This window comes from Acinetobacter sp. 22512 (assembly GCF_052044755.1).
Classification (GTDB): Bacteria; Pseudomonadota; Gammaproteobacteria; order Pseudomonadales; family Moraxellaceae; genus Acinetobacter; species Acinetobacter pittii.
In genome coordinates, this window is sequence record NZ_JBQENP010000011.1 from 60,285 (window position 1) to 79,926 (window position 19,642).

At 37.4% G+C, this 19,642-nt stretch carries 33 protein-coding genes; 19 read left to right on the plus strand and 14 right to left on the minus strand.

The features are described from left to right. Positions 1 to 17: 17 nt before the first annotated feature. Positions 18 to 1,016: an adenosine deaminase gene (locus tag ACTJJG_RS12700; RefSeq protein ID WP_002163181.1), complete on the plus strand. Its 999-nt coding sequence runs from the start codon at positions 18 to 20 to the stop codon at positions 1,014 to 1,016. Positions 1,017 to 1,060: 44 nt separating this feature from the next. On the opposite strand, the gene ACTJJG_RS12705 is transcribed toward ACTJJG_RS12700, so the two are convergent. Next, a complete protein-coding gene (locus ACTJJG_RS12705) occupies positions 1,061 to 1,618 on the minus strand; it encodes a cytochrome b (RefSeq protein ID WP_065719128.1) in 558 nt (185 codons plus the stop codon). A 237-nt stretch (positions 1,619 to 1,855) separates the two neighbouring features. Between ACTJJG_RS12705 and ACTJJG_RS12710 the strand changes: the two genes are divergently transcribed. Together ACTJJG_RS12710 and rnhB are read left to right on the plus strand one after the other, a co-directional pair. Further along, the gene (locus tag ACTJJG_RS12710) at positions 1,856 to 2,245 is read left to right on the plus strand and encodes a hypothetical protein (RefSeq protein ID WP_005076998.1); all 390 of its coding nucleotides are present in this window, start codon (positions 1,856 to 1,858) and stop codon (positions 2,243 to 2,245) included. A gap of 70 nt (positions 2,246 to 2,315) precedes the next feature. Next, positions 2,316 to 2,882 (plus strand): ribonuclease HII, encoded by a 567-nt coding sequence (gene rnhB, locus ACTJJG_RS12715; RefSeq protein ID WP_032056751.1) that lies wholly within the window; start codon positions 2,316 to 2,318, stop codon positions 2,880 to 2,882. 67 nt (positions 2,883 to 2,949) lie between these two features. On the opposite strand, the gene csrA is transcribed toward rnhB, so the two are convergent. The 13 genes from csrA to ACTJJG_RS12780 all read right to left on the minus strand — a co-directional run bounded on the left by csrA (position 2,950) and on the right by ACTJJG_RS12780 (position 10,491). Beyond that, positions 2,950 to 3,204, minus strand: coding sequence for a carbon storage regulator CsrA (csrA, locus tag ACTJJG_RS12720; RefSeq protein ID WP_000906487.1), 255 nt, complete (start codon positions 3,202 to 3,204; stop codon positions 2,950 to 2,952). A gap of 246 nt (positions 3,205 to 3,450) precedes the next feature. Further along, the gene (locus ACTJJG_RS12725) at positions 3,451 to 4,731 is read right to left on the minus strand and encodes an aspartate kinase (protein WP_002115333.1); all 1,281 of its coding nucleotides are present in this window, start codon (positions 4,729 to 4,731) and stop codon (positions 3,451 to 3,453) included. Positions 4,732 to 4,940: 209 nt separating this feature from the next. Next, a complete protein-coding gene (locus tag ACTJJG_RS12730) occupies positions 4,941 to 5,156 on the minus strand; it encodes a hypothetical protein (RefSeq protein WP_000362184.1) in 216 nt (71 codons plus the stop codon). Position 5,157: 1 nt separating this feature from the next. Then, entirely contained in the window at positions 5,158 to 5,373 is a 216-nt protein-coding gene (locus ACTJJG_RS12735; RefSeq protein WP_002061614.1) for a hypothetical protein, read from the minus strand. Then, a complete protein-coding gene (locus ACTJJG_RS12740; RefSeq protein ID WP_032063650.1) occupies positions 5,370 to 5,579 on the minus strand; it encodes a hypothetical protein in 210 nt (69 codons plus the stop codon). Before ACTJJG_RS12740 ends, ACTJJG_RS12735 begins: the two co-directional genes overlap by 4 nt. Continuing rightward, complete coding sequence (locus ACTJJG_RS12745; protein WP_372552720.1) at positions 5,576 to 6,025, minus strand: DUF551 domain-containing protein; 450 nt, start codon at positions 6,023 to 6,025, stop codon at positions 5,576 to 5,578. Before ACTJJG_RS12745 ends, ACTJJG_RS12740 begins: the two co-directional genes overlap by 4 nt. A gap of 3 nt (positions 6,026 to 6,028) precedes the next feature. Beyond that, positions 6,029 to 6,274 (minus strand): hypothetical protein, encoded by a 246-nt coding sequence (locus tag ACTJJG_RS12750; RefSeq protein ID WP_000654847.1) that lies wholly within the window; start codon positions 6,272 to 6,274, stop codon positions 6,029 to 6,031. A gap of 1 nt (position 6,275) precedes the next feature. Beyond that, positions 6,276 to 7,271, minus strand: coding sequence for a hypothetical protein (locus tag ACTJJG_RS12755; RefSeq protein WP_372552721.1), 996 nt, complete (start codon positions 7,269 to 7,271; stop codon positions 6,276 to 6,278). Continuing rightward, complete coding sequence (locus ACTJJG_RS12760) at positions 7,268 to 8,428, minus strand: ATP-binding protein (protein WP_372552722.1); 1,161 nt, start codon at positions 8,426 to 8,428, stop codon at positions 7,268 to 7,270. The genes ACTJJG_RS12755 and ACTJJG_RS12760 overlap by 4 nt, the downstream gene beginning before the upstream one ends. A 13-nt stretch (positions 8,429 to 8,441) precedes the next feature. Then, on the minus strand, positions 8,442 to 8,765 hold the full coding sequence (locus ACTJJG_RS12765; RefSeq protein ID WP_372552723.1) for a hypothetical protein: 324 nt from the start codon (positions 8,763 to 8,765) through the stop codon (positions 8,442 to 8,444). Beyond that, positions 8,758 to 9,048, minus strand: a complete 291-nt coding sequence (locus ACTJJG_RS12770) for a hypothetical protein (protein WP_372552724.1) — start codon at positions 9,046 to 9,048, stop codon at positions 8,758 to 8,760. Before ACTJJG_RS12770 ends, ACTJJG_RS12765 begins: the two co-directional genes overlap by 8 nt. Then, positions 9,048 to 9,488, minus strand: coding sequence for a hypothetical protein (locus ACTJJG_RS12775; protein WP_372552739.1), 441 nt, complete (start codon positions 9,486 to 9,488; stop codon positions 9,048 to 9,050). The genes ACTJJG_RS12770 and ACTJJG_RS12775 overlap by 1 nt, the downstream gene beginning before the upstream one ends. 214 nt (positions 9,489 to 9,702) lie before the next feature. Further along, positions 9,703 to 10,491: a LexA family transcriptional regulator gene (locus ACTJJG_RS12780; RefSeq protein ID WP_372552725.1), complete on the minus strand. Its 789-nt coding sequence runs from the start codon at positions 10,489 to 10,491 to the stop codon at positions 9,703 to 9,705. 129 nt (positions 10,492 to 10,620) lie between these two features. On the opposite strand from ACTJJG_RS12780, the gene ACTJJG_RS12785 reads away from it, so the two are divergent. The 16 genes from ACTJJG_RS12785 (at position 10,621) to ACTJJG_RS12860 (ending at position 19,622) form a co-directional block, all read left to right on the plus strand. Continuing rightward, positions 10,621 to 10,842, plus strand: coding sequence for an XRE family transcriptional regulator (locus tag ACTJJG_RS12785; RefSeq protein WP_372552726.1), 222 nt, complete (start codon positions 10,621 to 10,623; stop codon positions 10,840 to 10,842). Between the two features lie 8 nt (positions 10,843 to 10,850). Next, positions 10,851 to 11,207, plus strand: a complete 357-nt coding sequence (locus tag ACTJJG_RS12790; RefSeq protein WP_372552727.1) for a transcriptional regulator — start codon at positions 10,851 to 10,853, stop codon at positions 11,205 to 11,207. Between the two features lie 60 nt (positions 11,208 to 11,267). After that, entirely contained in the window at positions 11,268 to 11,555 is a 288-nt protein-coding gene (locus ACTJJG_RS12795; RefSeq protein ID WP_372552728.1) for a hypothetical protein, read from the plus strand. After that, positions 11,552 to 13,111, plus strand: a complete 1,560-nt coding sequence (locus tag ACTJJG_RS12800; protein WP_372552729.1) for a DNA cytosine methyltransferase — start codon at positions 11,552 to 11,554, stop codon at positions 13,109 to 13,111. The genes ACTJJG_RS12795 and ACTJJG_RS12800 overlap by 4 nt, the downstream gene beginning before the upstream one ends. Further along, positions 13,108 to 14,058 carry a YdaU family protein gene (locus ACTJJG_RS12805; protein ID WP_125825091.1) on the plus strand — a complete coding sequence of 317 codons (951 nt, stop codon included), beginning with the start codon at positions 13,108 to 13,110 and terminating at the stop codon, positions 14,056 to 14,058. The genes ACTJJG_RS12800 and ACTJJG_RS12805 overlap by 4 nt, the downstream gene beginning before the upstream one ends. Beyond that, the gene (locus ACTJJG_RS12810; RefSeq protein WP_372552730.1) at positions 14,051 to 14,800 is read left to right on the plus strand and encodes a hypothetical protein; all 750 of its coding nucleotides are present in this window, start codon (positions 14,051 to 14,053) and stop codon (positions 14,798 to 14,800) included. The genes ACTJJG_RS12805 and ACTJJG_RS12810 overlap by 8 nt, the downstream gene beginning before the upstream one ends. Then, the gene (locus tag ACTJJG_RS12815; RefSeq protein ID WP_032024181.1) at positions 14,797 to 15,147 is read left to right on the plus strand and encodes a hypothetical protein; all 351 of its coding nucleotides are present in this window, start codon (positions 14,797 to 14,799) and stop codon (positions 15,145 to 15,147) included. Before ACTJJG_RS12810 ends, ACTJJG_RS12815 begins: the two co-directional genes overlap by 4 nt. Beyond that, positions 15,144 to 15,317, plus strand: coding sequence for a hypothetical protein (locus ACTJJG_RS12820; RefSeq protein WP_165570962.1), 174 nt, complete (start codon positions 15,144 to 15,146; stop codon positions 15,315 to 15,317). Before ACTJJG_RS12815 ends, ACTJJG_RS12820 begins: the two co-directional genes overlap by 4 nt. Further along, complete coding sequence (locus ACTJJG_RS12825) at positions 15,310 to 15,525, plus strand: hypothetical protein (RefSeq protein ID WP_032024179.1); 216 nt, start codon at positions 15,310 to 15,312, stop codon at positions 15,523 to 15,525. The genes ACTJJG_RS12820 and ACTJJG_RS12825 overlap by 8 nt, the downstream gene beginning before the upstream one ends. Next, on the plus strand, positions 15,525 to 15,929 hold the full coding sequence (locus tag ACTJJG_RS12830) for a DUF1064 domain-containing protein (RefSeq protein ID WP_044425177.1): 405 nt from the start codon (positions 15,525 to 15,527) through the stop codon (positions 15,927 to 15,929). The genes ACTJJG_RS12825 and ACTJJG_RS12830 overlap by 1 nt, the downstream gene beginning before the upstream one ends. 2 nt (positions 15,930 to 15,931) lie before the next feature. Beyond that, positions 15,932 to 16,345: an antiterminator Q family protein gene (locus ACTJJG_RS12835; RefSeq protein ID WP_000992315.1), complete on the plus strand. Its 414-nt coding sequence runs from the start codon at positions 15,932 to 15,934 to the stop codon at positions 16,343 to 16,345. 254 nt (positions 16,346 to 16,599) lie between these two features. Then, the gene (locus ACTJJG_RS12840) at positions 16,600 to 16,818 is read left to right on the plus strand and encodes a hypothetical protein (protein WP_001017713.1); all 219 of its coding nucleotides are present in this window, start codon (positions 16,600 to 16,602) and stop codon (positions 16,816 to 16,818) included. Positions 16,819 to 17,143: 325 nt separating this feature from the next. Next, on the plus strand, positions 17,144 to 17,404 hold the full coding sequence (locus ACTJJG_RS12845) for a hypothetical protein (protein WP_372552731.1): 261 nt from the start codon (positions 17,144 to 17,146) through the stop codon (positions 17,402 to 17,404). A gap of 311 nt (positions 17,405 to 17,715) precedes the next feature. Beyond that, on the plus strand, positions 17,716 to 18,069 hold the full coding sequence (locus ACTJJG_RS12850) for a hypothetical protein (protein WP_234610953.1): 354 nt from the start codon (positions 17,716 to 17,718) through the stop codon (positions 18,067 to 18,069). Positions 18,070 to 18,267: 198 nt separating this feature from the next. After that, a complete protein-coding gene (locus tag ACTJJG_RS12855; protein ID WP_004738624.1) occupies positions 18,268 to 18,504 on the plus strand; it encodes a hypothetical protein in 237 nt (78 codons plus the stop codon). A 662-nt stretch (positions 18,505 to 19,166) separates the two neighbouring features. Next, the gene (locus ACTJJG_RS12860) at positions 19,167 to 19,622 is read left to right on the plus strand and encodes a hypothetical protein (protein ID WP_057062263.1); all 456 of its coding nucleotides are present in this window, start codon (positions 19,167 to 19,169) and stop codon (positions 19,620 to 19,622) included. The last annotated feature ends 20 nt before the right edge of the window (positions 19,623 to 19,642 follow it).

Here is a 19,642-nt window from a genome sequence, read left to right on the forward strand (position 1 = left end):
TTAGACGTGGAGTTAATATGAATCAAGTCGAGCTGATTCGCGCCTTACCAAAAGCCGAATTGCATGTGCATATTGAAGGGACTTTTGAACCTGAATTAATGTTTGCAATTGCCCAGCGCAATCAGATTCAGATTCCTTACAAATCTGTTGAAGAAGTAAAGCAAGCTTATAACTTTCATAATCTTCAATCATTCTTAGATATTTACTATGCTGGTGCAAATGTTCTTGTACATGAACAAGACTTTTATGATTTAGCGTGGGCCTATTTTGAGAAATGTGCCGAAGATCATGTCGTTCATACAGAAATGTTCTTTGATCCGCAAACCCACACTGACCGTGGTGTTGCGTTCTCAACTGTGATTAATGGTTTAAAGCGTGCGTGTGCAGATGCCAAAGCTAAGTTTGGTATCAGCTCTCAACTGATTATGTGTTTCTTACGTCATTTAAGTGAAGAAGCTGCATTTGAAACACTTGAACAAGCTTTACCATTTAAACAAGACATTATTGCAGTCGGTCTCGATTCAAGTGAAGTAGGGCATCCGCCAGCTAAATTTGAACGTGTTTTTGCAAAAGCACGTGAAGAAGGTTTCTTAATCGTTGCTCACGCTGGCGAAGAAGGTCCCCCTGAATATGTATGGGAAGCTTTAGATCTACTTAAAGTGAATCGTATTGATCATGGTGTACGTTCTGAAGAAGACGAACAATTAATGGCGCGTTTAATTAATGAAAAAATGCCGTTAACGGTTTGTCCTTTAAGTAACTTAAAGCTATGTGTTGTTAAGGATATGAAAGATCATAATATCCGCCGTCTTTTACAAAAAGGCGTACATGTGACGGTTAACTCAGATGATCCTTCATATTTTGGTGGATATATGAATGATAATTTCTTTGCCATCCAGCAAGCATTAGACTTAAACAATGATGAATTGAAACAACTCGCAATTAATTCTTTTGAAGCTTCTTTCATTTCAGATGAAGAGAAACAAAAGTGGATTGCAGAAATCCAAAAAATCTAAATAAAAAAACCGCCTATCTCGGGCGGTTTTTTTATATATCAGGTTTATTTAGGCTGTTTGGTCATACTATTTAAAATATTGTCTTTATCAATAAAGTGATGTTTCAAAGCTGCAAGTACATGCCCTACAATAAGAAAACCTGCAAACCAAGAAATATAAATATGTAATGGTTTAACAACAGCTAAAAGCTCTGGGTTATCTTGCACTAAACGTGGAATTTCAAACAAATATAAAACAGGGGCAGGGTGACCAGCACTCCAACTAAACAAGCAACCCGTAACAGGTAAAGCAACCAAAATCACATAAAGGAATAGATGACCAACGTGTGCCAGAGTTTTCATCATCGGTGACATGGTGTCAGGTAGTTTTGGAGCTGGATGTGTATAGCGCCATAAAATCCGGATAATGACTAAAAAGATAATTGTGGTTGCAATGTTCTTGTGCAACGTAATCACATCACCTTTAAAGCTGCCATCAACGTCATAGCTTAAAAAATTTCCACTATAAAAGCCAATAACCCATGCGACGATGAAAATAATTGCCATCACCCAATGCAGAATTTGTGCTGTACGGGTGTAATACTGAGAGGAAGCAGTAGGCATAAAAGACCCTTTTTTTGTCGTTTTGATTTGTGATTTTAGGGGAAAGCACAGATTTTGAGAAATGTTTTATATGTGACAGAGCGTGCTAAAAACAGAACGTTTTACTCCAAAAAGCATTTGATGAGCTGAATTTCACTCGGCAAAATAGTTTGCATAAATGCATCAAATTATTTGTTTCTTCTAAAGTTGAGTTTAGGCACAATACGCGCTGCCAACGTTCAATCAAAGGAAAAAATGATGAAAAAATTGATGCTCGCTCTAGCGCCAGTTGTTTTAGCTTTAACAGCATGTGCAACAACTACAGGCACTGGTACAGGTGCTGCTTCTGCACAAACCACAACTCAACAATTAGGCGTTGCTGCGTTAAAGGTTGCTGTAAATGCGAAATGTATTACAGAGATTAATAATGTTGCAGCTTGGAAAACAGCAACAAAATATATGACTGCTGAGCAACGTGATAGCATCCAAACGAATGTGTGTGGTTGTGTGAGCGAAAAGGCTCCAAACAGTGTGACAGCAGTAGAATTAGCTGCAGCTGCACTTGATGTAAATACACGTGCTACAATCGTAAACCAAGTGGTTTCTAAAACTGTAAACGCTTGTGTGGCAGAAGCTTTACAAAAGTAATTAATAAATTATGTGTTAAAGAAGGCTGATTACTATTGATCAGCCTCTTTTATTTAAAGGTAGTGAGTTGATGTTTATTGCTGGTGTAGATGAGGCGGGACGGGGGCCTTTAGTAGGTTCGGTTGTGGCAGCAGCCGTTATTTTAGATCCGAATAATCCAATTTTAGGATTAAATGATTCTAAAAAATTAACTGAAAAGAAACGTGAAAAGTTGTTTATTGAAATACAAGAAAAAGCCTTAGCTTGGTCAATTGCTGAAGCAACTCATGCTGAAATTGATGAACTAAATATTTTACAGGCGACTTTTTTGGCTATGCAACGCGCTGTTGATGGCTTGAAAACGCAACCTCAAAAAGTGATTGTCGATGGTAATCAAATTCCGAAAGGAATTATTATTCCTTGTGAAGCCATTATTGGTGGAGATGCAAGCCATGCTGAAATTAGTGCAGCAAGTATCTTGGCGAAAGTGACACGAGATCGACAAATGGCAGAATTAGATCAGCAATATCCGTTATTTGGATTTGCCAAACATAAAGGATATCCAACCAAAGCACATTTTGAAGCGATTGCCGTGCATGGCGTGATTGATCAGCATCGTCGTAGCTATGCACCTGTTAAACGTGCTTTAGGTCTATAAATACAACCACTTAAAAAATTTAAAGCGACTATAAAGTCGCTTTAATTAGGGAGAGAACAACTTCATATTAACGATTGAAGTTTTTCTGTGCATAATTATCATCTTCATAAGAAACTTGATAATCTTGATCAAGATGTTGAAGGTGTTCATGCATTGCACGTTCATGTTGAATACGTTGATAAATTTCTTCGCGATGAACAGAAACCTCTTTTGGTGCATTCACACCAATACGAACTTGGTTTCCTTTGACGCCAAGCACAGTAACACTGACTTGATCCCCAATCATTAATGTTTCCCCGACACGGCGGGTCAGAATCAGCATGTTTATCTCCTTGCTAAACGCTTAAAACTGCAATATTGGTACCCAAATAAAAAGCTCAACCTCAGTTTTCAGTCAGATTCTAACAGAAATATGAGAACAAAGTCATATTTTGATAATCTCTGCCAAAAAACTTTCCGTTTAATATAACAGAGCCGCTATAAAAAAAACTATAGCGGCTCTGTGTTTTCTTTGATTATTGTCGGACAAGTAAACATTTTTTAATGAATTCTTGACCGGTTGGTAAAATTAAGCGCGAGCGCTGCTTTCACCATGTTCACGATCCAAACCAAAAGCGGTATGTAAGCAGCGAACAGCAAGTTCAAGGTATTTCTCGTCGATAATCACAGAAACTTTAATTTCAGAAGTTGAAATCATAAGAATGTTGATACCTTCATCAGCAAGGGCAGTGAACATTTTGCTCGCTACACCTGCGTGTGAACGCATACCAACACCTACGATAGATACTTTAACGATGTCATCACGTGTTGAAACTTCACGTGCGCCAATATTTTTAGCAGTTTCGTTTAAGATTTTTTCAGCTTTCGCTAAATCAACACGGTTTACAGTGAAAGTGAAATCTGTTGTGCCATCTTCTTCAACATTTTGCACTATCATATCGACTTCAATATTGGCATCACTTACTGGTGATAAGATTTTAGAAGCAATGCCTGGTTCATCAGGTACACCTAAAATCGTTAATTTTGCTTCGTCACGGTTAAAAGCAATACCTGCAATAATTGGCTGTTCCATAGTATCTTCTGCCTCAGTAGTAATGAGTGTACCAACATTTTCTTTAAATTCGTCGTCAAAAACGCCGTCGTCGTCATTATCAAAGCTTGATAATACACGTAAAGGAACTTGATATTTCCCGGCAAACTCTACTGAGCGAATTTGTAAAACTTTAGAACCTAATGATGCCATTTCTAGCATTTCTTCAAAAGAAATACGGTCGATTTTTTTGGCTTTAGGAGCAACGCGAGGGTCAGTGGTGTAAACACCATCTACATCAGTGTAAATCTGGCATTCGTCAGCTTTTAAAGCAGCAGCAAGAGCAACACCAGAAGTATCTGAACCACCTCGACCTAGTGTTGTGGTATTTCCATTAGCATCAAAGCCTTGGAAACCAGCAACCACAATAACACGGCCTGCATCTAGGTCATTGGTCATGACATCTGTATCAATAGACTCGATACGCGCCTTGGTAAATGCACTGTCAGTTTTAATACCGACTTGACGTCCGGTATAGGATTTAGCTTCCACACCAATCGAATTAAGTGCCATAGCTAACATGGAAATCGTCACCTGTTCACCGGTTGAAACCATTTGGTCTAACTCACGTGGGTCAGGTGTTTCGGTAATGGCTTTAGCGAGAGCAAGTAAGCGGTTTGTTTCACCACTCATTGCAGATACGACCACAACAACCTTGTGACCGTGATCATGCCAACGCTTCACACGACGAGCAACATTTAAAATGCGCTCGGGGGTACCCATAGAAGTACCGCCATATTTTTGAACGATTAATGCCATATCGCCTAAACCCTTATAATTAAACGGGAAAAGTATATTCTTGCTTCCTTGGTTTCATTATATGTACACCATTATGTACATAAATGAAATTGCTGAGTTTATCTAGCAAGCCGTGATTCGGCGGACAGTATATAGTAACGTAAATATGCTAACAATCATTGATCTGGACTAATTTCATCAAGTTTGCTGATTGTTAGCTTCGGTACAACTTATATAGCTTTTTTTAGTTGCTTCTTTTGCTGGCATTCTTCCTCCCACTTCATTACATCAGTAGCGAGGTATCTTTTCATTGTTCCGCCCTCAGAACTTAATGCCGGGGCTGGGAATGGAATCCCCCAAGGTGTGTTAATTTCCCACCGATTAAGTGTGCGTTTAGTAATATGAAACATCTCACACACATTGTTAGATGTCAGATATTTATCCACCTTACCCCTCCTTACTTTCCGCTTTAACTTCTTTCAGTGATTCAATTGACTTAATCCAACTTAAAATGTGTGGCTTAGTTATTTCATCCTGACCGTGAAACCAGTAGAACTTTTTTTCTTTTTCAAGAACGTAATAAGGTTCACCAGATCCATTAGGCACAAGAAAATAATGGGTAGCATCTTTTGGTGCTGATTCAAGTATTTCAAATTCACTCATCCCTCAGCTCCCGATTCAATATCCAACTTCATTGCACCTTCTTCTGGATATTCGGTCATCCAAAAGTAATAGCCTTTTCCACTGTGGCCATCTTCAAAGAATTTAATTGTTAGTTCATTATCAAGTTGATCTAAATCTTTCTCACCATCTGGATTTACAAATTCGAGAAGGCTTTTTAGTTGATGACCGCTAAGTGTTATGCTCATTGTTCAGCTCCCGATACTTTTGGCACACTATGAAAATGCATCCAATGTGAAGGTGGATCATTTTGATAGTTTGCCCATACGCTATTTAAATCCTCATCAATAGTCATATAGTCTTGTTCTGGGGTGACATCAGGAGCATCTGCCCAACAAATAAGTACCATTATGTCAGTAGTTGGCAATTCATCAGTCACGCTAATCCACGTTGGTACTTTGGATTTCATGAAATTTACGGCTTTCTTCCACATTGCCCAACCACTATTTACACGATGGTAAATATCAAAAAGGTCTTCTGCACTTAAATCGGTTTTGATACCGTCAACAATATCAAAACAACCGCCATTCATATCAAATTCGAGTACGTCTAAATGTCCAGGAATCCAATATTTTTCTTTAAAGAAAGGTAATTGTTCAGACCAAAAAGCTTGTTTTGTTTTTAAATCCATCATTTCCTACGCCCTCAAATATTCTTCTTTAGTCCACTCAACAAACTCTTTATAAAGTTGTTGTGCCGGTTTATTTAAACGGTTGTGATAGTCGATCGTTATGCGGCGCCAAGCGACTGGTACCGCATAATGCTTTGTTAGAAACATTGCTTGATCCATGCCTTGCCGGACTATTACGTAGCCCAGCAATTGCAAGTAGTACATAAAACCAAGCATGTGTTTTTGGCTCACTTTCTTGTACTGATCTTTCATATTAGAAACCGTCCACTAATAAATAATCAGGCTCAGCCTCTTGAAGTGGTGTAGATGTAGGATTCTCTAATTCAAAGCGGCGTTTCTTAACAAAATCCATGAGTCGTGATTGAATCTGTGGATCTCGTGCGGCCACATCTATTTCCAAAGCATTCAATGTTGTGATGTCTGGCGCGTTTTGGATCTGAACCATTAGTGATGTTGGTTCACTCTCTATAGGCTTTTCATCTGCAAGCTCAGTCAAACGCTTGTGAGTAGCTTTGAGTAAAGGATCCATTTGTTTATCTGACCATGTACGGGTATAGCGATAAACTGCATTCACTTCGTCAGGTGTTTTTGATTCCCTAACTCGTAGCAGAAGGGTATCAAGGTTTTTTTGATATTCAGGATCTAATGTCGGGTCAGTAGTTTCAGAAACTAATAGATCCTCAGAAACGGTGACATTAGTTTGTTCTGTTATAACAATCGTAGGCTTCTTTGTTTCAGCAATAACTTCAGCAGTCTTTTCTGAAACTACTGTTTGCTCAGCTTTAGCTTGTTTACCTTTTTGACCTCTTGGTTTGTCTTTAGTTGCGTCTATTACTTGTATATCAGTAATCATATTGCCAAAAGTTTTACCTATAGCTTGAAGTTGAAGCTTTGCATTTTCTTCATCAAGCTGTGCAAACCCATTACCAACACTTAGACAAGTTTCACCATTTTTAGAGTTATATGTGGTACGCAAGACATGGGAAGGCATAACAATATAGATAACTTGGCCATCTTCTAAATCATGCGGTTCAACTGGCTTGGTGAATGTAATTTCTGCTAAAACAGTCGTTTCAAGCTGAATGCAGAACTCGTAATGGGGTAGACCAAATACCGTTGCTGGCATTTGATCTAAGGTGCTGAATGACTTATCAGCTTTAAGTGTTCCATCACCAGCGTAACGGCAAAGAACAGTTTTACCTTTTTGAAGAGCTGCAAATGCTTCAGATGCTGTTAGTAAATTATTCATGCCGTAATCCCCGTTTTAGCCAATGTCTCAATGTCTTGTTTAACTGCCGTAAGTTTTGCTGCTTCAATTTGAGTAAGGGCATCAATGCCTAGATGCTCACAAACTGATTTCACGTCTAAACCGCACTCATCAATGAATGCCTGTAATTCATCACGCTGTTCATTTGAAATTCCTTTAAACTCAGGCGGGTTATTCCATTTCTTCTTCTCTTGATCGAAAGTGCAGTTCATTTCACGGGCACGTAACTGAATTGCATGCCACATAGGTAGGGCATATTTGTGTTCTCTATCGAGAGATTCAGTAAGCTGGTTTAGATCACCAGCGTGATTTGCCTCAGTACAAGATTGTTTAAAGTTACTCAAATCTGCCTGAGCTTTAATTTCAGCAGCTTGTACTGGTGTCAGAGTGTTAATGTGTTCTTTAGCTTGTTTAAGTAGATCAGCTAAGAAAGTAGGGGAGCTGCTTAACTCAGGTACGGGTACTTGACCAGTACAGATTTCGGCACCGCTTGATGTTGTCATTACCGTACCCAAGCGACCTGAGTTTTTAGCGTGGTGAGTTGGTGTAGGATTGAAAAGAATTGTACGAATAGTATCGCCGTTCTCATCAGTGGCCGAGTGGAGATAGCCCATTACGTCAGCCATGCGGTAAAGTAAATTACGGTTTTTACCGGCTAAATCTGGTCGATATACTTTTAGCTTTTCTTTACCCGCTTCCTCTTCAATGGCATGGGCAATAAACACCACATCTTTACCAAGGCTCTGCCATTTGCGAACCATAGTCATAAACTTGTTACCAGCTAATCCTTGCGCTTTAAGGGTTAGAGTTTGGTCACGTTGTCTATTATCAGGATTTTTTAATAATTGATCTTTGATAGCATCAAGCATAGCCCCAACAGTATCAGCCACAATTGTTTGATAGTTGTCGTAAAAACTGTCCTTTAAGTTCTCAAGATCTAACCATGTGTCAATGCGTACAATGGTGCCACGGCGGAGCTCAGGCGCTACACGATGCTGACCTTTGTCAAAGTCAAAAATTACAGGCTTGTTAGCTGTATGAGCGATGGAACTTTTACCAAGACCAGGGTCTGTATATAGGTAACAAATAACGCTTTGAACCAATAGCGTTTGTTCAGGTGTAAAAACTTCAATAGCCATAATATTTTTGCTCCTATCTACTACCAGTAAAACCGCGTTTTTGCTTATACGCTTTGCGTTCAATTGATGAGATATGTGAGTTACCCAAATCGATAGCTAATTTCTTTTTGCGTTGAAAGCTGATCTCTTGAGTTAATACTTCCCAAACTTTTGGATATTCAGTTTTGAACTTTTCAACATCTAAAGGCGTCTTAGTTTCGTCTTTAACTTTGTAAAGAACTGAGCCATTAGCATTAGATGCATACACTTGCCAGCCAATTCGAACAGAGTAGAGTCCTGTATTGTCGCGGCCTAAATAAGACTTGTACCCATCCGGGTGTTTTTTGAAATTAGACATATTCAGCCTCCTTACATTCGCATGTGCCAACAAATGCATAAGTAAGCGGGCTTGGCGCATCAGATGGTGAAACATCCTTAATATTTAAAGGAATAATTTCCTTTCGATATTTAACTAAAACAACATCACCTTCGCGGCACTCAACAATTCCTTCTCTAGAAGAAAAACGAGCAGAGTTGGAAGTTTGGGTTACTTTGCAAAATGAAACCTCATCACCAGCTTTGATTTCTGAGCGATCAACAGGGATAATTTTCTTGCAAGTAGGGCAGTTGTAATCTTTCATTAGGCTGCCTCCAACCATTTATTACGATCGATATAGCCAACCAATAAAATATTTATATTTTTATGGTCATCAAGATTAGTGAAGTCGTTCCAAGGTTTGCCGCTAAGGTCCGTTACTGACTCAATAGAAAGGTTGGTAATTTCAGCTGCTGTAAAGTCAGATCCTGCTATGCCGTAACTGTCTGCTACACCGTCAAAATCAAAGCTTACGTTTAATTTAAAGCCGTCAATGCGTATAACAGCTACACCAGTTTTTTCACCAGTTTGCTTAGCACCTAAAAGCTCATATTCAGAAGCAACCATTTGCTTGCTTTCGTATGAGTAATTAGAAGGGACGCTAGAATTAGCGGTACGGTATTCACAAGAACCAAGGGCTACAAGTACAGTAATTGCTGTAAGGCCTGCTACCTTATGCTTGTGTGGAATTGCTTTTGCATTCATAATTGATCTCGCAGTTTGCAAAGCACATCGGAAGGTAGAAGAGTCGATGTGCTTTTTTGTTGTTTGTGAGAAAAATATACCTGCAAGGTAAAATAAAGTAAATACCTGTGAGGTGAAATTAGATGATTATTTTTTTACTTCCTAGGTGTATTTAATGTAAAGGCCATAAAAAACCCACCAATTGGTGGGCTTAAATAAGAGTATATTAAAATAATTAATGAGCGTTAGGATGCTGTTGTCTGTGTTGGCTAGGAGGTACAATATCGGTAATAGCAGTAATGCTTTCGACTTCATCCATATCAAAAGTTAAGCGTTCGCCGCCGTTTACAGCTAAAAGATTTAAAACATTATTATGAATGCCAATAAATTCTTTGATTGTGCACCTACCATCTTTTAAACAAACTTGCACAAATTCAGTCGGCGTTAATTCTGCATCTGGGTCACAGACTACATACCAGCCATTACGGATAGCGGGGTACATTGAGTCACCAGTTCCTTTAATTGCATATGATCGATCACCAGCAGTGTGAGTCGGAATGTATCCATCACCAGCATTACCATCATACCCCATGTCTGTAAAATAACCATCCATGCCCATCTTGCTATACGCCTTTACTGGAACCCATCTTTTTGAAATAACTAGAGGTTTTTCTATAATATTAGTGAAAAGTACTGCATCTTCGCTATCAGGAATATTATATTTTTTCTTAAATGCCTCTATATCGAGTTGTTTAAAACTTGAAGCGCTATCTATTTGCTGTGAGTTTGTATTTTGACCTTCAGACTGATCTAAATATCCACGAGGCTTATTAAAAGCTTCTTCAATTTTTAATGCAGTTTCATCACCAATATTCTTTGTTGGATTTTTCCCAACATATTGGCTTAACAAACCATAAGACATGTCAATTTTTTCGGCAAATTCAGAACGAGTTAGTCCCGATTCCTTCATTAATTTCCTTGTATTACCAAGCCTAATTTCATGAATAGTCTTTAATTCATTCATTTTTCAATTCACCTCTAGCGCTGAACTCAAAAATACCTAATAGGTAGAAAAAATATATACCCTGATAGGTTGTATTTTATTTACCTTGTGGGTATATTTATTAAATAAAATTACCAGTGAGGTGTATTAATGCTTACTCTTCATAGCTATTGGCGCGGATTAAGTGAGAGTGACCGTCTCAAATTCTGCAAAGAAGCAGAAGTCTCATACGGATATATGGAAACTCATTTAATCCATGCTCGCAAAAGACCAAGAATGGAAACCATTCAAAAAATGGTTGATGCAAGCAATCAAAAATTAACTCACGAAAGCCTATTTGATTTCTTTTTAGGTACATCAAAAACAGCTTAGGAATAAACATGAGCAAATTATCAGTCGATCTATCTGCAAGTGCCAGAAATGACGTATCCCGAATTTTGCAGGCACTTGCAACAAATAAGAATGTCGAAATTGCAGAACATTTAAATGTAGATGCAAGCACCTTGTCGAGAATGAAAAATGACAAGAAAAATAATGGCTTAACTGAAATTGAAAGTTTTTGCGAACTCTTGAGTTGTTTAGGTTTGAAAGTAGTACCGAAAGATTATCAAAGCATTGATAAAGAGCGAGTCGCAGCACTTTTAGTCATGTCTAAAAGTTGGATGAACCGTATAGAAACAGTTGATGACTTATTTCATGACGAAATCAGTGGTCAAAAGGAAAAGCTTGGATATTAAAAAAGCCTGATCTCGGAAATCAGGCTTAGTTAATTCAATTACTGGCTAGAGGAATCGAATATGCAAACTAATCTATCAAATCAAGAGCAAATAATCCAGAGCTGGTTTGAACCGGCTCTCCACACACTTAAAGCATTAATCAAAAAGTGTGAAGAGAACCTTGAGCGAATCAAAGCTGATACTAAAAATGCAGCTGTAAAGCGAGATGACTTTAAAGAAACTTTAGTCCGTCAACACCGTATTACGTATAACCATGCTGAGGAAATTATTAGAAGCCTTAGCCGTGCTGATCGTATTCGCTTCTTGGGTAGCACATACATTCAGATTAAAGAAGGCGGTGAAGCATGAATGCATTTGTTGATGCTGCTCGTTCATTTAGAACTCAATTCGACTTAAATTTTTCTGAAAAAATCATTGTAGATTTCTTTGCTGGCGGTGGTGGTGCAAGTACTGGTTTAGAGATGGGGTTAAACAGGCCTGTTTATGTTGCTGTAAACCATAATCCAAAAGCAATTTCTATGCATGAGGCTAATCATCCTCATGCAAAGCATTATGTTCAGGATGTATTTGCAGTAGATCCGATTAAAATTTGTGATGGACATCAAGTCGGTTGGTTTCATGCAAGCCCCGACTGTACACATCATTCGCAAGCTGCTGGTGGTCAACCACGTAAAAAAGAGATACGTGACCTTTCTTGGGTTGTTCTTAAGTTTGCAGGCAAAGTTAAACCTGATGTGATCAGCTTAGAGAATGTTAAGCAGATCTTAGGATGGGGACCTTTAATTGCAAAACGAGACAAAGTAACAGGCAGAGTCATTACACTCGATAAAATTGATGTTAATGGCAAAAAGGTAAATCGAATTGCAGAGCCTGGTGAGCGAGTTCCTCGTCACAATCAATTCTTAGTACCGAACCCAAAGAAGAAAGGTAAAACTTGGAAACACTTTGTCCGTAGTCTTGAACAACTTGGTTATGAAGTTGAGTGGCAAAAAAATATTATTGCTGCTGATTTTGGGGCGCCAACAAAACGTGAGCGGTTATTTCTCATTGCACGCTGTGATGGGCAACCAATAGTATGGCCAGAAAAATACTTCTCAAAGAAACCTAAGGGCAATTTAAAAAAATGGCGTCCCACTGCCGAATGTATTGATTTTTCGGATTTAGGCAACTCAATATTTGATAGGCCTCAAGGTCCTTTAGCTGATGCAACCTTAAAACGAATTGCGAAGGGCATTCAAAAATTTGTTATTGAAACCAAAGAGCCATTTTTTGTTAATTCTGCCACTCCTTTTATTGGTCGTGATTTCAGAACTAGTTTCGGCCATGACATACGCGAACCACTGGCAACGACAACAGCAGGGTATGGCGGCCATAGTTCTTTAATAAGTCCAATTCTTGTTCCGTTTATTACTGAGTTTGCTAACGCATCTCAACAGCGGAACTGGTCAATTGATGAGCCTCTTTCAACCATTTGTGCTCAAGTGAAAGGTGGGCATCATGGTTTAGTTACAGCCAAGTTGAGTAAAGATAACTATAAGGGTGCCCTTCGTGTAGCTGCATTTTTAATTAATTACTACGGCAATGGCGATGCAAGAAGTATCACTGAGCCAATGGACACAATCACCACCAAAGATCGTTTAGCCCTCGTTACTGTCTGGATCAAGGGGGAACCTTGGGCAATTGTTGACATATGCATTCGCATGTTAAAGCCGCGTGAACTTTATAGAGCGCAAGGCTTTCCTGATTCTTACATTATTGAATATGGAAGTGATGGTAAGCCTTTATCCAAAAAAGATCAGGTTTTTATGGTTGGGAATTCTGTATCGCCATATCCAATGGCAGCAATTGCGAGAGCAAATAATCCTTTTGAAACTCATCAATCAAAATTGAAGGGGGCAGCATGAACTATTACCAACACCATATTGGTGACTTTAACAATGCGACTCGCCACCTCAGTTTAATTGAGCGGGCGATTTACCGCGACTTATTAGATATGTATTACGACACAGAAAAGGCGATTGATGCATCAAGCATTGATCGTCTAGCACGCCGTTTGCAATGTACTACCGAAGAGCAAAAAGAAGCTCTCAAATATGTACTTGATGAGTTTTTCATTCTTGAAGATGGTGTTTATCGCAATAATCGTTGTGAACGAGAAATTGCTGAATATCACGGGAAAAAGAAACAAGCGAGTGAGGCTGGTAAAGCGTCTGCTGCAAAACGTGCAGCGAAAAAGAAAGGCTCGTCCAACAGCAGTTCATCAAAAGATGATCATTCGTCTAACGAAAATTCAACGGTCGTTGAAAATCCGTTAAACGAAGAACAAACGGGCGTGCAACCAACCAATAACCATAAACCATTAACCAAGAACCAAGAACCAATTATTGATAGTAGTGGTAATACGCGTGGAGAAAATTCGCAATTAACTCCAATTCAATTTGCTCAGTATCAGATCGATGACCACAAGCGTTACTCAATGCGTGAATTCATTTCTGAATACAGCGAGTTTCAATACGATTTCATTTCACTTGTTCAACAAAGATATGTTTCGGTACCTGAAGTCGACTTGAGAACCATGATTCAAAACTTCGGTGACTGGTACTTTGCAAACGAATCAAGCTCGTTGAATACACCAAGCATCTGGTTGGTTAAGTGGTTCTCCTGGGTTCAAAACAACGAGAAACAAGTTGCTGCTAACCGCAAGAAGCAAGAGCAAATCACTTCAGCTGGGCAAAAAACACAAGAGCCGGGTTACTTCGCAAATCTTTTTGAAGAACAAAACCAGTCTCAAATCGTGGATGTAACCCCTTCAAAAAAGTATCTAGTGAGTGAGGAGGTAGGTCATGCATGAGATTACCTTGAACGAAGTGCGTCAATTAATCGCTTCTCTTCGCACTGTTTACGCTGCTCAGTTCAATAAGCAATTTCCAGCAACAGGCGAAAGTGCAATTCCTCTGTCAGTGGTTGAGCAAATCGCACTTAAAACACTGGTTGGCGTTCAACAAAACCAATTTAACAACGCACTTGCTCGTTTACTTACAGCAGGTGGACGCTTTATGCCGTCATTTGCCGAGTTTCGCACCTGGTGTATTGGTGAAAGTTGGATGTCTCCCGAAGAAGCTTGGTCACGTGCATGTAAGTTTACGACTGACCGAACAGTGGTTATTACCCAAATTACAAAATATGCATTAGACGAAGTGATGTACTTGATCGAAGCCGGCCAAATGCGAGCGGCTCAAGATAATTTCTTCGGGACCTACAACGTGATGGTGGCTAAAGCTCAGTTAATAGGTCGTCAGCAAGAGTTTTACACTCCACCGCTACAACTAGAGCACAAAGAACCTAAACACGTTCCTGTGAGCAATGACGAAGCGCAAAAGCATCTCAAATCATTGATGGAACGTTTAAAAATCAATGGCCGTAAGCCTGCACCAGTTCAAAAACTTGAGGTCAAGGAAAAAGAGCCTGAGATCAAACAAGAGTGGGGTCCAGATCCTTTCGATAATCCGCACGAATACGCAGAGATGTGCCGTCGGGAAGGAATGCCAATTCCTAGAAATATTCTTAAGTTAATTGATGGGGCAAATGTATGAAAGCATCTAAGTTAATTAGAGATAAAGGGCTGAAATACGCGAAAGAAATCGTAGATTCAGCTCCTTCTAACGCAACCGAATGGAATGAGGGTTACGAATTCCAATGTGGTCATAGTGTAGAAATTAGTAAGGCTGACCGAGAAAAATATTTTGTAGACCTTTCTGACCTCAAGCGTCTGGTGGAGTCGGTTGATCAGATCAATGCGTTTGATGGTGGGATTAAAGAAGCTAAAGAAATTCTAAGCCGTATTAACGAACATGGCAGTAAGTACGCAACATTGTTTGAAAGACCTGCATTAGAACGCGCAATCAAAGACCACGAATCAATATACGGAGGCGGGGAATGAATCTAGTTATCGGCAAACAATACAAGTGGATTCATGAGCCACAAATCTTGACGTATATCGGCGAGAAGAATGGTTGGCACATTTTTACTTTTAAAGATAGACCTTGGTGCGAGTGCTTAGATGCTGATTTGCCATACATGGAAGAAGTAAAAGGAACCAGCCATGAGTGAGTTTGAGTGTAAATCTGGAAAGTGGGCTTGGGAGATTCAAAAAGAACAACAAGCGAATGTGGATGAGCTAAGAAGTTCAATTGAAAACCTAGTTCAAAAGTATAAACACGATGCCCATGCTTCAAGCCTTTTTGGTGATCAAGATAAAGCACGAGTTTATAACTGCTTTGCTAATCAGTTGGAAAATTTACTGAAAGGTGGTGCTTGATGTCATCAATGAGCCTTGCTGATTACCGCCTTACATGCCCGAAAGTTCAAAAGAAAAAGGGTCGAAACAAGTTTAATGCTTCGAAAATTAAATTGGATGGAATGACTTTTGACAGTACTAAAGAATACAAACGGTATATCGAGCTAAAGGCTCTACAACAACGAGGTGAAATTAAAGAATTGCAGCATCACACAAAATTTGAATTGGCACCTAAGACAAAATTAGAAGGGGAGAAACGAGCTAAACCAGCACTTAGATATTTTGCCGATTTCACTTATTTCACGACATCAGGTGAATACGTTGTTGAAGATGTGAAGTCTATAGCTACACGCAAGCTACCGAGTTACCGAAATAAAAAACACCTGATGAAAACAGTTCACAATATTGATGTGAGGGAAGTTTAAACATGAATGCAAAAGTTAATAACAAGACAATGGACTGGTCTAAACGTTCTGCTCATCAATGGTTGGAACAATATGGTCTATGGGTAAGATCAACAAAATCTAAAGTTTCTGCTAATCCTTTAGCATGTTTAATTGACCAAAATGACACAACTAGAATTAGATCAAGTAAGGTCTCTATGCCATGCGAAATTGAAGATTATGAGGCAGTTGAAGTAAGTAAGCTCTTGGCTAAAATGCATAACGATAATAGAGAATTTCTACAAGAAAGAGCTTGGTTTTTAATACTTTATTATGAAAATAATTGGTCGTATTTAACAATTGCCAATGTACATAGATGTAGTAAAGCAAAAGTACGTGCTGAGATTGATAAAGGTTTGGCTTATTTGGATGGTAAAATAGAGGTAATGCAATCTTGACAGTGCAGCACACTTGGTTTAGATTTGTGATATGGTGGGACAAAGTTATAAGCGTTGCACCAAATTGTTTTAAAAGCTCGCCAAATGGTGGGCTTTTAATTAGGATTTGAGAAAACATGAAATTTATCGTATATTAAACTTACTATAAGGTGTTTATTTCCATTATAGTGTTTTTCAGTTGAAAAGCTTAGTCCGTACTTTCCCCAAGGTACGGATTTTTTTTATTTTTTGCTATATAGTCCAGGCTGGTAAAAATGAATATCTGTGTTGGTGGTGAATTAGATGGGCAAGTGATCGAAAAAGAAGGCAGATTACTTAAGGCTTCTGACATTGATCCATCATTCAAAACTGAGTACTACAAGCAAGTTTTTAACCGTGACAACATTAATTATCATTTTTGGCTACCAATAGGGTCCAACTTGCATGAAATGTCAAAGCGAGTTTTGGATATTTTGAGAGCATCAAAAAATTAAGTTTAAAGTATGTTGTAAATACATCTTCTAATTTGTATGATATGTCACAAATACTGCGCTGAAAGTTTTTGTTTTTATGCCCCGTTTCTTTTTTAGAAGCGGGTTTTTTAATGTTTATGTTTTTCTTGCTGGACGTATTACGGCATGTAAAGCCCCGCTAAATATCAATTATTGGCGGGGTTTTTTCTTTAATTAATTTGATGATTTGGTTCTCGGTAGTAAATAATTTACTATTGAGAAATAAGTATTTGAAAAATAAAAATAATTTGATTTTTTGTTTTATGTTTAGTATGTTGGTAAATATTAATTATTTTTAGGTGAAAGTATGACTTTATTTATCGGTGGTCACCAACATGGTCAATTCTTGTCGAAAGACGAGTTGGATTTGAAGCCAGAAAGTATTCCAAAGCAGTACGGACCAAGAACATGTATGCAAAGGCCAACAGAGTCATATTATAGAACTCAAGTAAGCTTCCACGGAGAAGTAAAAACGTTTTATATAATTTCTGGTAAGCAGCCAATTGAAATGAGAGATGAAATAATTAATTTATGGGATCAAGTAAAATCAGACATATATGCTATCTGATTAATTTAAGAAATTTTTTACTTTTTTCTGGAGGATTTCTTTCATGTTATAGTTCAGTCTGATTATAAACTGGTTAATAAAATGAATATCTGTGTTGGTGGTGAACTTGATGGGCAAAAGATAGAAAGAGGGGCGTTAAGAAGAATGATGTATATAAATATTATAAAAATCAGTAATTGCATAATAAATTCAAATATTTACTTAAAATCAGGGTGACAGAATTTAAACAATCTTTACCTAGGCGAAGGATTTACTAACTCAAATAAACATTATTTTAGACGGATAATTATAAAAAACGGAGTACAAATGTTATGAATAAGAATGTAGAGCTAATAAATTACATTGATGTAGCTGAGACAGTTTACGAACGGGTATATGAAAATAATAAAATTTCAAATAATTTGATTGTTAATCTAAATCGCATTATGGCTGAGATAAAGAATCAAGCTGCAGAAAAAAGACTCAAATTGAAGTACAGCTCAATAGACTTTGAATATTGTTTAAGTTTGCCTTTAGCTGATCGCAAGATAAAAGTAGATTTAAGTCTTATACCTCATTTTGAAGATCGTGAAGAAAGTATTTTGTGGTTAACTAACTTTATTGGAAAAATTTGTGAGCCCAGAAAGATACAAAGACAGAAAAAAAACTTCATTAAGTACCTGTGAATTTTAGATGAACAGCCCTTAAAGCGGTTTTTTATTGCTAGTAGAATATTTAAGGTATCTTTTCTAATAGGCACATACTATTAAAGTGTTTTTTATTTATTTTTTAGATTGAAAAGATTGCTATTTGAGGAATTTCAATATAAAAATCTTTATTGATTGAGCGTAGTTGTTATACAGGATATTTATAAGGATTTTAAAATGACAATTATCACATTGCTTGATGTTGAGACGAAGAAGAAGGTGATAGTTCGGTCCGTAATAGACCCAATAGCAAGAATAGACAAAAAAGGGAATATACAAATTATTCAAATTCATAAATGGCTATATGATGAATCTGGAGATTTCGTTGATGAAGATTTATATGAGGCACTCAACAATGGAGAAGTTGGAATATACATAACTTTGCAGTATATGATCATTGATATTGAAAATTAATTATTTTTTATTTTTAGTCAGTTTGAGTTCTTACTCTCTAGAGCCTAATGGTTACTGCACATAAGACCTTATTAAGTATTACCTATTGATGGGCACATATTCTTTATAAGTTTTGATAATTAAAAAAATTATGTAGGCTAAAAATAAAACCATTTAAAAAAAGAAATCTTTATCTATTTAAATATGAATATTTGATGTTTTTAATTCAATCCCTATTGCTAGTGCTTAAATATTATGCCAATATGAAGTTGGAAATATTTCCGAATAGATATTTCCTATTTCAGGTTTAAGCGTTTTTTTCGCTAAGTCCATTTCTGAATAAAAATAGGAAGTGGGCTTTTTTATTTTTAAATATTTCTGTATTATCAGTGTGTTGCTTTAAGTAACACTAAACCTTATTGATCAGCGCAAATATCAAAAAAGGGGGAGCTTGCCTACTAGGCAAGCTTTTTAAATTGATAATTTAAACACAATAATCCATTTTAAAGCTCAATAGAAAAATCAAACTTCCCTAGCTTTTATTCGTACTAATTTATTGAATATAATCGTTTTTATAATTTTTAAAATTTCCTTAAACTAAAAATGGAAAATTTCTTGTTGCAACATTGTTATAATAGGACTACCTTAAGAAAAATACTTTATAAAAATGAGGAGCTGCTGAAATGCCACAGTATCTCATGTTTGCGGAAAATATTTATAACAAAATTAAAGATGAGGAATTGTTTTCACATGACTGTATTGAAAATATGAACTTACTTATGACATGTATACGCAGAGAAATTGAGGGAACAGAATTTAAATTAAAATATAATTTTATTGATTTTGTTGAATTGTTTAGTAGACCATTAGATGAATGTAAAGTAAAAATAGATGTGAGTTTGATTCCTCCTCATAATTCAGAAGGTGAGTATATTTTATGGTTAGCTGGATTAATCGAAAAAATTACAGAAGGTGGACCTAAACCACCTCCGCCTATAAAGAAGTTTATTCCAGAGTATATGAGCTTGAAATTTGAATTAGATTTTTTACCCTTAAATGAGGAAAAAATTCAAAACGAAGGTAAAGAAATTACGGATTACTTTAATTCAAAGCTCTATAAGTCAACTTTTAAGAAGTAATATCATATTGCCTGTGAGTT